The sequence below is a fragment of the Bradyrhizobium sp. Unk1 genome (genome assembly GCF_059512345.1).
In genome coordinates, this window is the sequence record NZ_JCAMOP010000025.1 from 89409 (window position 1) to 102382 (window position 12974).

Sequence of the window (12974 nt, forward strand, 5' to 3'; positions counted from 1 at the left end):
TCGGCGGATCGAACGCTACTCATTTTCTCGTGAGCATCCGGTGCGATAATGAGACGCACCCATGTCTTGATTCCAAATTTTCAATGTCGGAATCGAGGCACCGCTTTCAAGCGGTTGCTCAGGTACCGTTTTTCTCGGCCTGGTCGTAGACCGCCTGCGCGACCTTGGTCAGGCGATCGCGATCGCTGCCGCCGCTGACGACGTAGCCGACGCCGCGCTCGGCCCAGAACAGCGCGCCGTCCTTGTCGGCCTTGGCGTAGCGCATCTGAGTCGCGCCGTTCTCGGTCTTGGCGGTGTAGATCGTGTACCGCTCGCCCGAGGCGCCCTCATACATCAGGAACGACGCCGGACCGTTCGGCCCCGGCAAGAGCCGGCCGCCGACGAGCTTCAGCCCGCTCGCCTCCAGGTTCGGCGCGAACACGGTCCAGCCGCAGCGCCTGGTCAGCCAGGCCTGGAGATGGTCGCGCTCGTTGCCGCCGACCTCGACGGGGTGGCGAACCTCGACGACATAGAGACGGTGGGCGTCAAGCGCGTCCGCCGTGAAGCTCTGGAAGGTCGAGGGAGCGCTGGCGGCGCCATGCGCCACCCAGCCGGCGGTGCCGCCGGCCACGAAGGCGACCAGCACAGCCGCCGCGGCGCCATAAAACCATTGCCGGGGACGGCGCTCCAGCCGCTCGAGCTCCAGCCGGGCCGGCACCGGCTCCTGCGCGACGCCGTCATAGCGGGCGTGCAGCATCTCGGCCATGGTCTGCCAGGACTGCACGCGCTCGGCATCCTCAGGGTGCGCGGCAAGCCAGGCCTCGACGTCGGCGCGGCGCTCGGCCGGCAGCTCGCCGTCGACATAGGCGTGCAGTTCGTCCTCGGTCACTGGAATCCTGTGGTCGTTCATATCGATCGTCTCTGGCTCTGCGGCCCAAAAAATCTTACGCGGTTCAACTGCGTTGCTTCCCACTCCATGCAGCGGAAGCGATCTGCGCGATGCATCAACCCTGCCATCATTTCACCCGCTTGAGCGCTGGGCGCTCACCTTCCAGCGAGGCTTTGACGTGGGCTCTCGCCCGCGCCAGGCGCGACATCACGGTGCCGATCGGCACGCCCTGGATGTCGGCGACCTCGCGGTAGCTCATGCCCTCCAGCATCACCAGCAGAAGCACCGAGCGCTGCTCCTCGACCAGCGTCGCCAGCGCCTTCTCGATGTCGCGCCCTTCGGCCTCGGTCCCGCTGGCATCCGGATTGTTCTCCGTCAGCTGCGTGAATTGCGGGCGTCTTGCCAGCGAGCGCCGCCGGTTCTTGTTGAGGTTGGTCAGGATCGTATAGAGCCAGCTCCTGACATCGCCGCCGAGGAACAGGCGCTCCGAACGCAGCGCCCGCACCAGCGTATCCTGCACCAGGTCGTCGGCCGCATCCGCATCGCGCGTGAGCGCGCGGGCGTAGCGGCGCAACGCCGGGATCATGGCTTCCACACTCTGGCGAAACGCACTCATGCCGTCTTGACGTCCTGGTGTCCGGCGCGAGCGCCTCAATCATCATAACACCCGAACGGAACGGCTATTCCGGCGCTCGAAACAGCGTTAACGCCGCGTATTAGGACTGTACCGCAGGGGAGGGCTGGTGTACCTCCAGACCTCAACGAGAGCTCGACGGGACGCTCAAAAATGTCGCAGGATTCAGGTCTGATGCAGGGACTGATGCAGGGCAAGCGCGGGGTGATCCTCGGCCTTGCCAACAACCGCTCGATCGCCTGGGGCATCGCCAAGGCATGCCACGCAGCCGGCGCCGAGCTCGCCTTCACCTATCAGGGCGATGCGCTCAAGAAGCGCGTCGAGCCGCTCGCCGCCGAGATCGGCGGCCTCGTGCTCGGCCATTGCGACGTCACTGATGCCGCGACCATCGACGCCGCCTTCGCAGTGCTGAAGGAGAAGTGGGGCAAGATCGACTTCCTGGTGCATGCGATCGCCTACGGCGAGCAGCTCGACGGCCGCTACGTCGACACCACGCCGGAGAATTTCTCCAAGTCGATGCTGATCTCCTGCTACTCGTTCACGGCCGTGGCACAGCGCGCCGAGAAGCTGATGACCGATGGCGGTTCGCTCATCACGCTCAGCTATTACGGCGCCGAGAAGTGGATGCCGCATTACAACGTGATGGGCGTGGCGAAGGCGGCGCTGGAGGCCAGCGTGCGCTATCTCGCCGCCGATCTCGGCGAGAAGAACATCCGCGTCAACGCGATCTCGGCGGGCCCGATCAAGACGCTCGCGGCGTCCGGCATCGGCGACTTCCGCTATATCCTGAAGTGGAACGAGAACAACGCGCCGATGCGGCGCAACGTATCGATCGAAGACGTCGGCGGCAGCGCGCTGTATTTCCTCTCCGATCTCGCGCGCGGCGTCACCGGCGAGGTGCATCACGTCGATTCCGGCTATCACGTGCTCGGCATGAAGCGCCCGGACGCGCCGGACATCTCGTTCGGCGGCAAGGACTAGCTTATAAATCTGGAATGCCCGTGCCCACGATCTATTATCTTCGCCACGGTGAGACCGAGTGGAATGCGCTCGGGAGGCTTCAGGGCACCAAGGACGTTCCGCTGAACGCGCGTGGACGCGGTCAGGCCGTGCAGGCCGGCGGCGTGCTGGCGGATCTCTTCAAGCGCGACGGCAAGGACAAGGCAACGTTACCCTACGTGTCGAGCCCGCTCGGGCGTGCACGCCAGACCATGGAACTCGCGCGCGGCAAACTCGAACTGCCGCCGGCGGACTACGCGCTCGACGATCGCCTGCGCGAGATCGGCTACGGCAGCTGGGAAGGGCTGACGCTGGCCGAGAGCGAGGCGGCCGATCCGGACGTCTATGCCAGGCGCCTCGCCGACAAATGGACGGTCGGCCCCGCGGGCGGGGAGACCTACGCCGATGTGCAGGTCCGCGTGCGGGCCTGGTACGACCAGCTCCGGACCGATACCGTCGCGGTCGCCCATGGCGGAACTTGCCGGGCCCTGATGGTTTCGCTCGGCCTTGAGACGCCCGCCAGCGCGGCCGAGCTCTATATCGAGCAGGGCGCGGTCTACGTCTTCCGCGACGGGTGGCTGGAGAAGTTTAGTTAAGCCGGTTCGCCGTCATTCACGGTGGCTATGGGTTTGACCCCCGGCCCCCCGCGCGTTACCACACGCCGGAACCGACCCAGCGAGCAGCGATGTCCTTCAACACCTTTGGCCACATGTTCCGCGTCACCACCTTCGGCGAGAGCCATGGGGTGGCGATCGGCTGCGTGGTCGACGGCTGTCCGCCCATGATCCCGCTCACCGAGGCCGATATCCAGCAGGATCTCGACCGCCGCCGGCCGGGTCAATCGCGCTTCACCACCCAGCGCCAGGAGCCGGACCAGGTCAAAATCCTGTCCGGGGTGATGGCGCATCCGGAGACCGGCGTGCAGGTGACGACGGGCACCCCGATCGGCCTGCTGATCGAGAACACCGACCAGCGCTCGAAGGACTATTCCGAGATCAAGGACAAGTTTCGGCCCGGCCACGCCGACTTCACCTATGAGGCCAAATACGGCCTGCGCGACTATCGCGGCGGCGGCCGCTCCTCGGCGCGCGAGACCGCGATGCGCGTCGCTGCGGGCGCGATCGCGCGAAAAGTGCTGCCCGATGTGAAGGTGCGCGGCGCGCTGGTGCAGATCGGTCCGCACAAGATCGACCGCGACAAATGGGACTGGGACGAGATTGCGAAAAATCCGTTCTTCTGTCCGGACAAGGACAAGGCCGCGTTCTTCGAGACCTATCTCGACGGCATCCGCAAGAGCGGCTCGTCGATCGGCGCGGTGATCGAGGTCGTCGCCGAAGGCGTGCCGGCAGGCCTCGGCGCGCCGATCTACGCAAAATTCGATTCTGATCTCGCGGGTGCGATGATGACCATCAACGCCGTGAAGGGCGTCGAGATCGGTGCCGGCTTTGGCGCGGCCGAACTCACCGGCGAAGAGAACGCCGACGAGATGCGCACCGGCAATGATGGCACGCGCTTCCTCTCCAACCATGCCGGCGGCGTTCTGGGCGGCATCTCCACCGGACAGCCGGTGGTGGTGCGCTTCGCGGTGAAGCCGACCTCGTCGATCCTCCAGCCGCGCCTCACTGTCGATCGCAAGGGCGCCGACGCCGAGATCTTCACCAAGGGCCGCCACGACCCCTGCGTCGGCATCCGCGCCGTGCCCGTCGGTGAGGCCATGATGGCCTGCGTGTTGGCCGATCATTTCATTCGGGATCGCGGGCAGGTGGGGCGCTAGCTCCGAGCAGGGCGTTCGTGTCGCGGTACTGGCCCACCGCGCAGCTTGACGTCCCCAAGACTTCGTCCGCAAATGCGGACATGCAAAACTCCGAGATCCAGCGCATCACCAACTGGCTGATCGACGGTGCGAGGTCGTCCGGGACCCCTTCCGAGATGATCGCCGAGGTCTGCGAGCATCTGGTCGCGGCCGGCCTGCCGCTGTCGCGGTTCGGCATCTTCATTCGCACGCTGCATCCGGAAATCTTCGGCCGCAACTTCATCTGGCGCCAGGGCCAGAAGGTCGAGATCGGCACCGTCGATTTCGAAATCCTGGACACGCCCGAATTCGCCCGGAGCCCGCTCCGGATCGTGTTCGAGGAGGGGCTGGAGGTCCGGGGACGAATGGACGATCCGGACAGCAAGCGGTTTCCGTTCCTCGACGACATGCGCGCCGAAGGCGTGACCGACTACCTCGCGATGCCGATGCACTATCTCGACGGCTCGATCCACGCGACGAGCTGGGTCACGCGGCATCCCGGCGGCTTCAGCGACGACGACATCGCGGCAATCCGCTCCATCGTGACACCGCTCGCGCGCGTCGCCGAGATCATCAGCCTGCGCCGCACCGCCGAGATGCTGCTCGACACCTATGTCGGCAACCGTGCCGGCGCGCGCATCCTCGGCGGCCAGATCCGCCGCGGCCACAACGACACCATGCAGGCCGCGATCTGGCTCTCGGATCTGCGCGGCTTCACCGCATTGTCGGACCGGCTGCCGGCCGAGACCGTGGTCGAGATCCTCAACCACTATTTCGACTGCCAGGTCGCCGCGATCCGGGGCCATGGCGGCGAGGTCCTGAAATTCATGGGCGACGGCCTGCTTGCGGTGTTCCCGATCGACGAATATATCGGCGATGCTGCGCATGTCTGCACTCGCGTGCTGGAGGCCGCGCGCGAATCCCGCGCCAGCGTCGAGGCGCTCGCCTTTCCGGTCGGCGACGTCGTCGAGCGCTTCCGTTTCGGCGTCGCACTCCACGTCGGCAACATCCTCTACGGCAATATCGGCGGCGGTAACCGGCTCGATTTCACCTGCATCGGCCCAGCCGTCAATCTCGCGGCACGGCTGGAGAAGATCACGGGCCGCCTCGGCCGCACCGTCGTGGTCTCGGAAGTCTTCGCGAACGCCTGCCGCCATGACTGGCGCGAGCTCGGCGAATTTCCGATTGCGGGGTTTTCGAAGGCACAGCGCGTGTACGGGCTCGCCGAAGAGACGCCGGTGGTGATGGCCTGATGCGCGATGAGATCAAGATCATCCATCGTCGCAACATGAAGCCCTATTCCTCGGGCTCCGTCGTGAACAGCAGGGGATAGCCCTTGGCGCGGCCGGCGTCGGTGGCGCGGGTGGCCTTGGTTTCGGCGACGTCCCTGGTGAACACGGCGACCACGCAGGCGCCCAGCTTGTGCGCGGTGATCATGACCTTGTAGGCCTGATCCTCCGTCATGCGGAACTCGGCCTTGAGGATCATCGTGACGAATTCGCGCGGCGTGAAGTCGTCGTTGATTAGGATGACCTTGTGCAGCTTGGGCCGCTCGACCTTGGTCTTCGTCCTAGTTTTCGGCTTGGTAACGGTGTCGTTCATTCCGCCTCCCGGAAACGGCGGGCTCGGTTCAGCCGCGGTGCTCAGTGTGCGGCTCTCTCACCATATTGCAGGACCTGCACCTTCTCCAAGGTGATCAGGCCGCTCGACATCATGCCATCCAGGATGGGCAGGAATGCGTTGATGCTGTCCTCGCTGTCGACGATCTCGATCAGCAGCGGCAGGTCTTCCGACAGCCGCAGGATCTTCGAGGTGTGCAGCCGGCTCGACTTGCCGAACCCCATCGGGCCGCGCAGCACGGTGGCGCCCGCGAGATGCCGCTCGCGCGCCGTCGTCACGATCGCTTCATAAAGCGGCTTGCCGTCGAAATGGTCGCTCTCGCCGATGAAGATCCGGAGCGAAACAGCCTGATTGGGGATTTGCATGGTCAGCTCCTCGTCAAGCGGTTGTAGCGGCTTGCCATCATATGGCCGAGCCACACGGACACCAGCCAGCAGATGACGGATGCCGCGATATAGGCGAGTGCCGTGTATTTCATGCCGCCGTGGAACAGGCGGAAGGTCTCCAGGCTGAAGGCCGAGAAGGTGGTGTAGCCGCCGCAAAACCCGGTCATGACGAATTGCCGGTGCTCGGGCCGCGCCAGCACGCGGCCGTCGGGACCGGTCAGCGTCGCGTAGAAGCCGATGATCAGCGATCCCGTGGCATTGATGAACAGCGTCGCGACGGGGAAGCCCGGGCCGGTGTCGAGCACGAGGGAGACGAAATAGCGCGCGAGGCCGCCAAGGACGCTGCCGAAGGAAACCCAGGCATAGAGCATTGCGCTGCGCCAGCGGTCGGTGGAGGAGGGAACGGCCATCCGCTTCTAGCCTCCAAGACCGTCAGCGAGGACAAATCCGAAACTGACGGCGGCAAGGCAAAGTCCGACCGAGAGCGCGACATTGCCGAGCGCATGCAGTGGCTCGCCGTTGCGCGCCAAGGTCAGCGTTTGCAGGCTGAACGAGGACACCGTGGTGTAGCAGCCGAGGAACCCGGTCACCGCGAACAGCCATGGATTGGGCGCGGCGAAGACCGAGCCGGGATGGGTTGCCAACGCGCCGAAAATGCCGATCAGGAAGGCGCCGGTGATGTTGATGGTCATGGTGCCCCAGGGAAAGGTCTCGCCCAGCCGCCGCGCGATCGCGCCCGAGACGAAATAGCGCGCGCAGCCGCCGAGAACGCTGCCGACCACGATTGCGATCACTCCGCTCAACACGACGAACACCCCTCCATCATCATTTGTCCTCCGTTGCCAGACCATCGCCGACGGCGAGCAGCCCTACGAGCGCGACCAGCGCGAAGCCGAGCCCCGCCAAAAACGTGCCCGCCGGACCGTAGGCATCCCACAGCGCGCCGGCGATCACGCTTGCGGCCAGCAAGGCAAGCCCGGTGAACAGGTTGAAATAACCGAATGCGGTGCCGCGCAGGCTTGGCGGCGCGGCGTCGGCGACGAGGGCCGACAGCAGGCCTTGGGTCAATCCCATGTGCAGCCCCCACAGCACGACGCCGAGCGCGAGGCCCGCAAGGCTCGGCAGCAGCGCGAGCGCGAGGTCGGCGGCCGCGAGGAAGACGAGGCCGAGCGCGAGCAGCCCGGTCCGGTTGATCCGGTCCGACAGCACGCCGGCCGGATAGGCCGACAGGGCGTAGACCACGTTCATCAGCACCAGCACCGCCGGCACCCACATCGCCGAGAGACCGATGTTCTGCGCGCGCAGGATCAAAAAAGCCTCGCTGAAGCGCGCGAGCGTGAACACCACGCCGACCGCGACGACGCGCCAGTACACGGATCCGAGCTGCCGCATGGCGGAGGTGTTCAGCGGATTCTTCGTAGGCTGCCGGCTGGGGTCCGGCTCCGGCTCGCTCACCGCGAATGCGATCAGGCCGAAAGACAGGAAGGCCGGCAGCACGGCTACCCAGAAGACGAGGGCAAAATTATCTGCCGTCCACCACATCAGGCCGATCGCCACGAGCGGTCCGACGAATGCGCCGATGGTGTCGAGCGACTGCCGCAGGCCGAAGCTCGCGCCGCGCAGGCCCGCAGGTGCGATATCGGCGATCAACGCATCGCGCGGTGCGCCGCGAATACCCTTGCCGACGCGGTCGATGAAGCGCGCGGCAATCAGCCAACCGACGCTGGGCGCAAGCGGGAACAGCGGTTTTGTCAGCGCGGCCAGCCCGTAGCCGAGCGCCGCGAGAAGCTTGCGCCGGCCGAGCCAGTCGGACAATGCGCCGGAGAAGATCTTCGTGATCGAGGCGGTCGCCTCCGCAATGCCCTCGATGAAGCCGACCGTGAGCGTGGAGGCCCCGAGCACGGTGACGAGATAGACCGGCAGCAGCGCGTGGATCATCTCGGAGGAGACGTCCATCAGCATCGAGACGAAGCCGAGCACCCAGATCCCCCTGGGCAGCCCCGCACGCGCAGCATTCGGTGTCGTCGTCGTCACGCCCTGACCTTCGCCTTCAGGCAACAAAAAACCCGCCATCGGCGGGTTTGTCCATGCTCCCGCCAAAGGCCGAGGCTTTGAGATTGCCCCTCCTCGAGCAGGAGTCATCAGCCCACTACGGTCACAGGCCGACGGGCGGTTGTCGGGGGACTCCATCCCCATCTATATGGTCAGCGTAGCATGGAAATCGCACCGGACAAGTGGGCGGGGAAGGTCTGTCCTCGGCTCGATGCTGCGGGACGCCCCGGAATGATGGTGTGAGCGATCGCGCATGTCCCCGTGGCGCAAGCGCGGCAACACGGCGGCAGCTTTGCGTGACGTGCGCATTCCCAACTCGCGAATTCCTAACCGGAATGTGAAGCGCAAGCGATCTTCGGACTTTGCGGCAAGGCGATTGCATGTCACCATCGCGTCATACGACGGGAGACTGCGATGCGCATGCTGTTCTCGATCGGGGCTGTGTTGGTGGCCGGCGTGCTCGCCGGAGGGGACGTCGCGGGCATCGCGGCACCAGGGCCCAAATTTGAACCGAGCAGGAATTCGCCACAACGGCTAGCGGCCGACCGGGACGCGCAGACGGTCGATGTCGAGCTGGTCCTCGCGGTCGACGTCTCCTACTCCATGGACATGGACGAGCTCGCGATCCAGCGCGAAGGCTATGCGCAGGCGATCCAGTCGAAGGAATTCCTCCAGGCGCTGAAGCTCGGGCCGAATGGCCGGATCGCGGTGACCTACTTCGAATGGGCCGCTTCCAGCGATCAGAAGATCATCATCCCGTGGCGGCTGGTTGACGGACCGGAGACGGCGGACGCGGTCGCCGCCGAGATCCTGAAGACGCCGATCCGGCGCGCCTCGCGCACCTCGATCTCCGGCGCGATCACGTTCGCGATGCCGTTGTTCGACGAGGATCCCTATCGCGGCTTGCGCCGCGTGATCGACATTTCCGGTGACGGCCCCAACAACAATGGCGGCCCGGTCACGACGGCGCGCGACGCCGCGCTCGAGAAGGGCATCGTCATCAACGGCCTGCCGATCATGGTCAAGGAGCCGTCCTATTCGACCATGGATATCGACAATCTCGACTATTACTACGAGGACTGCGTCATCGGCGGTCCCGGCTCCTTCGTCATCACGATCAAGGATCGCGACAAGTTCAAGGAAGCCATCCGCACCAAACTCCTAATGGAGGTCGCCGGCCGTATGCCGGAGCGCCCCGTGAGGCGCGTTGCCGACAAGGAGCCACGGGTCAGCTGCTTGATCGGCGAGAAGATCTGGTCGGACCGCTGGGGGCGCTGATCCGCTACCCCGAATGAGACCTTTTGCCCTGTCCCGCACGCGGTCGAATTTAACCACGTGTTAACTGCTGCGTGGCCCTAATCGGTTCGTTTCCCGTTGTTTCCGGATAAAGTTCTGACATCGCCGTCCGGCGCGCGAACAGAAGCGGGTCTGTCAGACAAATCCGCAGAGCGATCCAATGGCCATCGTCACATCGAGCACCAGCCAGATTTCGCCCGCCAACGAGCGGGTGTATCACCAGAGCGGTCTGATAGGTGACTGGAAGGGCAATTGGGCAGGCAACAACCAGGCCGTCGGTTTCAAGGTCGTGAACATCCGCGGGCCCAAGGCCCAGATCGAGTACACCCATAACGGGCACACCGAGCGCGGCATCGGCGAGGTCAATGGTGCAACCATAAGCTATGGCAACGTCACGGTCGGCACCAAGGACGGCAAGAATCTGGTGCTCCTGTACTCCTCGGCCGTTGGCAAGCAGAGCGCGACTTTGCAAAAACAGGCGCCGCCAGGTTCCGACAGCATCCTCATGGGAAGCTGGGGCGGCTATTCTGCCGACATCGGCAAGAGCGCGAGCTTTCGCGTGCTGGCCATCAACGGCAAAGAGGCGACGGTCAGCGTCACCACCGACGGTATCACCCGCCAGGGCACCGGCTACGTCTACAGGAACGTCATCATGTTCGGGCAGTCGCAGATCTCGACCGACAACGGACAAAACGGCAAGATCATCTACCAGGTCGGCTCCAAATCCTTCACTGTGCCGGTGACGAAATATCCGCCCGCGGATTCGTCGTCCTCCGTGGACAAGACGGCCTGAACCTCAGCCGCCCTGGGCGGCCTGCGGCCCCCTCACCATTTCGGCGCCCGCTTCTCCACGAACGCCCTCAAACCCTCCTGCGCTTCGTCCGACGTCGCGACATTGCAGAAATCGTCCACGGCACTTGCGATGCTGCGCCGGTAGTCGAGATCGATCTGGCGCATGAAGGCGGCGCGGCCCATCCGCAGCACGGCGGCCGACTTGCCGGCGAATTGCGCCGCGAGCTTCAGCACCTCGGCGTTGAGTTCGGCATCGTCGACGACGCGGTTCACCACGCCGAGCTCGCGCGCCTCCGCGGCGGTGAAGACGCGGCCGGTGAACAGCAGCTCGAAAGCGCGGTGACGTCCGACGATGCGCGGCAGATGCGCGTAGTGGATCGCGGGAATGACGCCGACGTCGATCTCGGGATAGCCGAACGTCGCGCTCTCGGCTGCCAGCACCACGTCGCAGGACACCGCCATGGTCATGCCGCCGCCGCGCGCCGCGCCTCCGACCGCGGCGATCGACGGCTTTCCGAGCCCATACTGGGCGTCGTAAAGGTCGATATAGAGCGCCTGGAGGAATTCGCGGATCTCGGCGCCGGATTTGCCAAGCAGAATGTCGAGGTACGAGGCCGGCCGAAAAGCGCTTGGCGATCGCGCTTGCCAGCACGACAACGCGCGCTTCCGGATCGTTCGCCGCGCGACGCAGGGCCGCGACCACCGCACGGATGACCTCGAGGCTCAGTGCATTGACGGGCGGGCGGCACAACGTGATGCGGGCGATGTTGCCTGCGCGTTCGTAGGCGACGGGATTGTCAGATGTCACCGGGTTCTCCATGCTTTCGGGAAACGTGCGGCATCGATCGCGGTGGTGGCGCGGTTATTTCGCGGCGAGCGGCGGCAACAGCGGCGGGACGCTGTCGTTCGGCGCTTCCACCTTGTCCCGGCGACAGCTTACGGTGCGGCTTGGGCCGTGCAAGACCTCCAGCGCGCATGCTAGACTGCGTGCAGGAGATTGCTTGCCGGATGGAGGAACCAATGACCGACGAACACCCGATGATGGCCGGTTCTGCCACCGTCTTCGTCGTGTCCGACATCACAGCCAGCCTCGCCTATTACCGCGATGTGCTCGGCTTCGAGGTCACCTTCGAATACGGTCAGCCTCCGTCCTACGCCTGCCTCTGCCGTGACGAGGTCGGCCTGCATCTGCTTGCGGCGGCGGCCCGGGCACGGCGGCATCTGCATCTTCGTCAGGGACGTCGATCAGATCTATGCCGAACTATCGGGACGCGGTGCCAGGCTCCTCAACCGTCCGGAGGACCGCGACTATCGTATGCGCGATTTCGACGTCGTCGATGCCGACGGCAATCAGCTCACGTTCGGTATGGGAACGGACGACGCGGCCTGACATCGCGGGCCGCGCGTCCGCAGTTGGATCAGATCCGGGCCTCCAGGATCAGGTTGAAGGGTGTTTCGGCGGCGCGGCGGAAGCGCGACAGGCCGCCTTCGCTGGCGACCTTGCGCAGCCTTGCCTCGCCGGCTTGGGCGCCGAGCGCGAGGCCGACCTCCTGATCGAGCGAGGCCGGCGTGCAGATCATGGTGGACGCCGCATAGTAGACGCGCCCGACCGGGTTGAGATTGTCTTCGAGGCGGTCGCCTGCGAACGGCTCGACCAGCATGCAGGTGCCGTCCTTGGCCATGGTCTCGCGCACGTGGCTGATGGCGCCGACGGGATCGCCCATGTCGTGCAGGCAATCAAAGAAGCAGACGAGATCATAGCCCTCCGCCGGATAGGTCTTGGCCGAGTGAACCGCGAAGCTGACACGATCGCCCAGCTTCGCTTCGGTGGCCGCCTTTCGTGCGGCTGCGATCGAGCCTTCGTGATAGTCGAAGCCGTAGAAGCGGGAGTTCGGGAAGGCCTCCGCCATCAGCCGGGTCGAGACGCCGTGCCCGCAGCCGACATCGGCGACCTTGGCGCCGCGCTTCAGCTTGTCCACGACGCCTTCGAGCGCGGGCAGCCACTCCTGCACCAGATGATGCATGTAGCCGGTGCGGAAGAACCGGGCGGTGCCGCAGAACAGACACTCGCTGCGACGATTCCAGCCGACGCCCTTGCCGGACTTGAATGCGTCCGTAATTTTCGGCTCGTCGAGGAACGCCGCGGCAATGACATTGCCGACCGCGCCGAGGAAGACCGGGCTGTCATCATCGGCAAGCGCCATCGCCTGCTCCGGCAGCATCGAGAACTTGCCGGACGTGGAGTCGTATTCGACGTAACCAGAAGCCGCCTGGCTCGCCAGCCACTCGCGGACGTAGCGTTCGTTCGTTCCGGTGGCGCTTGCGAGTTCGGCAGAGTTCATGGGTCCCTTGGCGGCGAGGGCGCGGTAGAGGCCGAGCTTGTCGCCCAGCAGGACCAGCGATGCGTTCATCGCGGCCCCGACCTCGGTGATCATCTTGCCCATAAAGGCATTCAACCTGTCGGAATTGACCTCCATGACAGCCTCCATGCAATGTCAGGCATTTTCAAAGGTCTGCGCAATTTTGCGTTGCCGA

At 65.2% G+C, this 12974-nt stretch carries 16 protein-coding genes, 2 pseudogenes and 1 riboswitch; of the genes and pseudogenes, 8 read left to right on the top strand and 10 right to left on the bottom strand.

All coding sequences use genetic code 11. From position 1 onward, the window contains the following. Window positions 1–118: 118 nt before the first annotated feature. Both AC5ZFO_RS28885 and AC5ZFO_RS28890 read right to left on the bottom strand, forming a co-directional pair. Window positions 119–889 (bottom strand): anti-sigma factor family protein, encoded by a 771-nt coding sequence (locus AC5ZFO_RS28885; protein WP_282521449.1) that lies wholly within the window; start codon window positions 887–889, stop codon window positions 119–121. A 106-nt stretch (window positions 890–995) separates the two neighbouring features. After that, the gene (locus AC5ZFO_RS28890; RefSeq protein WP_014497222.1) at window positions 996–1484 is read right to left on the bottom strand and encodes a sigma-70 family RNA polymerase sigma factor; all 489 of its coding nucleotides are present in this window, start codon (window positions 1482–1484) and stop codon (window positions 996–998) included. A 171-nt stretch (window positions 1485–1655) separates the two neighbouring features. On the opposite strand from AC5ZFO_RS28890, the gene fabI reads away from it, so the two are divergent. The 4 genes from fabI (at window position 1656) to AC5ZFO_RS28910 (ending at window position 5546) form a co-directional block, all read left to right on the top strand. Beyond that, a complete protein-coding gene (gene fabI / locus AC5ZFO_RS28895) occupies window positions 1656–2483 on the top strand; it encodes an enoyl-ACP reductase FabI (protein ID WP_028148205.1) in 828 nt (275 codons plus the stop codon). Between the two features lie 14 nt (window positions 2484–2497). Further along, window positions 2498–3097, top strand: a complete 600-nt coding sequence (locus AC5ZFO_RS28900; RefSeq protein ID WP_496122878.1) for a histidine phosphatase family protein — start codon at window positions 2498–2500, stop codon at window positions 3095–3097. A gap of 89 nt (window positions 3098–3186) precedes the next feature. Beyond that, on the top strand, window positions 3187–4275 hold the full coding sequence (gene aroC, locus AC5ZFO_RS28905; RefSeq protein WP_282521447.1) for a chorismate synthase: 1089 nt from the start codon (window positions 3187–3189) through the stop codon (window positions 4273–4275). 80 nt (window positions 4276–4355) lie between these two features. After that, window positions 4356–5546: an adenylate/guanylate cyclase domain-containing protein gene (locus tag AC5ZFO_RS28910; RefSeq protein ID WP_282521446.1), complete on the top strand. Its 1191-nt coding sequence runs from the start codon at window positions 4356–4358 to the stop codon at window positions 5544–5546. A 43-nt stretch (window positions 5547–5589) separates the two neighbouring features. Here AC5ZFO_RS28910 and clpS read toward each other — a convergent pair whose 3' ends face one another. Genes clpS through AC5ZFO_RS28935 form a run of 5 tightly spaced genes read right to left on the bottom strand, consistent with a single transcriptional unit; the run spans window position 5590 to window position 8372 of the window. After that, window positions 5590–5895, bottom strand: coding sequence for an ATP-dependent Clp protease adapter ClpS (gene clpS / locus AC5ZFO_RS28915; protein WP_014497217.1), 306 nt, complete (start codon window positions 5893–5895; stop codon window positions 5590–5592). 41 nt (window positions 5896–5936) lie between these two features. Continuing rightward, window positions 5937–6278: a DUF190 domain-containing protein gene (locus AC5ZFO_RS28920; RefSeq protein WP_282521445.1), complete on the bottom strand. Its 342-nt coding sequence runs from the start codon at window positions 6276–6278 to the stop codon at window positions 5937–5939. A gap of 2 nt (window positions 6279–6280) precedes the next feature. Next, window positions 6281–6709 (bottom strand): fluoride efflux transporter CrcB, encoded by a 429-nt coding sequence (gene crcB / locus AC5ZFO_RS28925; protein ID WP_282521444.1) that lies wholly within the window; start codon window positions 6707–6709, stop codon window positions 6281–6283. Window positions 6710–6715: 6 nt separating this feature from the next. Beyond that, window positions 6716–7150, bottom strand: a complete 435-nt coding sequence (gene crcB, locus AC5ZFO_RS28930) for a fluoride efflux transporter CrcB (RefSeq protein ID WP_306664389.1) — start codon at window positions 7148–7150, stop codon at window positions 6716–6718. Beyond that, a complete protein-coding gene (locus tag AC5ZFO_RS28935; RefSeq protein ID WP_282521442.1) occupies window positions 7125–8372 on the bottom strand; it encodes an MFS transporter in 1248 nt (415 codons plus the stop codon). Before AC5ZFO_RS28935 ends, crcB (AC5ZFO_RS28930) begins: the two co-directional genes overlap by 26 nt. A 52-nt stretch (window positions 8373–8424) precedes the next feature. Then, a riboswitch (Fluoride riboswitch) is annotated at window positions 8425–8502 on the bottom strand. A 263-nt stretch (window positions 8503–8765) separates the two neighbouring features. Here AC5ZFO_RS28935 and AC5ZFO_RS28940 point away from each other — a divergent pair. Further along, window positions 8766–9629 (top strand): DUF1194 domain-containing protein, encoded by an 864-nt coding sequence (locus tag AC5ZFO_RS28940; RefSeq protein WP_282521441.1) that lies wholly within the window; start codon window positions 8766–8768, stop codon window positions 9627–9629. 178 nt (window positions 9630–9807) lie between these two features. Further along, on the top strand, window positions 9808–10440 hold the full coding sequence (locus AC5ZFO_RS28945; protein WP_282521440.1) for a hypothetical protein: 633 nt from the start codon (window positions 9808–9810) through the stop codon (window positions 10438–10440). Window positions 10441–10472: 32 nt separating this feature from the next. Here AC5ZFO_RS28945 and AC5ZFO_RS28950 read toward each other — a convergent pair whose 3' ends face one another. Together AC5ZFO_RS28950 and AC5ZFO_RS28955 are read right to left on the bottom strand one after the other, a co-directional pair. Continuing rightward, complete coding sequence (locus tag AC5ZFO_RS28950) at window positions 10473–11096, bottom strand: enoyl-CoA hydratase/isomerase family protein (protein ID WP_496122879.1); 624 nt, start codon at window positions 11094–11096, stop codon at window positions 10473–10475. A 13-nt stretch (window positions 11097–11109) separates the two neighbouring features. After that, window positions 11110–11259, bottom strand: a pseudogene (locus AC5ZFO_RS28955) (enoyl-CoA hydratase/isomerase family protein); the annotation flags it as partial. Window positions 11260–11480: 221 nt separating this feature from the next. Between AC5ZFO_RS28955 and AC5ZFO_RS28960 the strand changes: the two are divergent. Continuing rightward, window positions 11481–11594 (top strand): annotated as a pseudogene (locus AC5ZFO_RS28960) (VOC family protein); the annotation flags it as partial. 13 nt (window positions 11595–11607) lie between these two features. Beyond that, window positions 11608–11829: a VOC family protein gene (locus AC5ZFO_RS28965; RefSeq protein ID WP_282521438.1), complete on the top strand. Its 222-nt coding sequence runs from the start codon at window positions 11608–11610 to the stop codon at window positions 11827–11829. 28 nt (window positions 11830–11857) lie between these two features. On the opposite strand, the gene AC5ZFO_RS28970 is transcribed toward AC5ZFO_RS28965, so the two are convergent. Continuing rightward, a complete protein-coding gene (locus AC5ZFO_RS28970; protein WP_282521437.1) occupies window positions 11858–12916 on the bottom strand; it encodes a class I SAM-dependent methyltransferase in 1059 nt (352 codons plus the stop codon). Between the last annotated feature and the right edge of the window lie 58 nt (window positions 12917–12974).